General features: G+C 60.0%; 1 pseudogene. It reads right to left on the bottom strand.

Annotation, left to right across the window (positions count from 1 at the left end):
- Positions 1-57 precede the first annotated feature (57 nt).
- Positions 58-265: pseudogene (locus tag AC0L3J_RS38125) on the bottom strand (hypothetical protein); the annotation flags it as partial.

Below are 265 nucleotides of genomic sequence, written 5' to 3'. Positions count from 1 at the left end.
ATGGGGACGTGCTTGGCAATCACGCGCACCCCCCGGCCGTTTTAGCGGCTAAAAAAGTCATGGCTCTGCCCTCGGGCGGACCACGCCCATCATGACCTTGCCAATCTCGTCCTGCTTCTCTTCGATCTTCGCCAGCAGGGCGAGGATCGTGGCATCACCGAACCGCGCCGTGGTGACTACCGGCACGGTGATTTCCGGTTTTTTGCTCTCTTTGTTCGGCACGCGACCAAAGGTGTCCGCTGCCGGAGTTGGCAAAAATGGCGTC

This window comes from Bradyrhizobium sp. Kon37, assembly GCF_055807535.1.
Note: the sequence above shows the minus strand (reverse complement) of the source record. Positions and strands in the feature narration are given on the sequence as shown.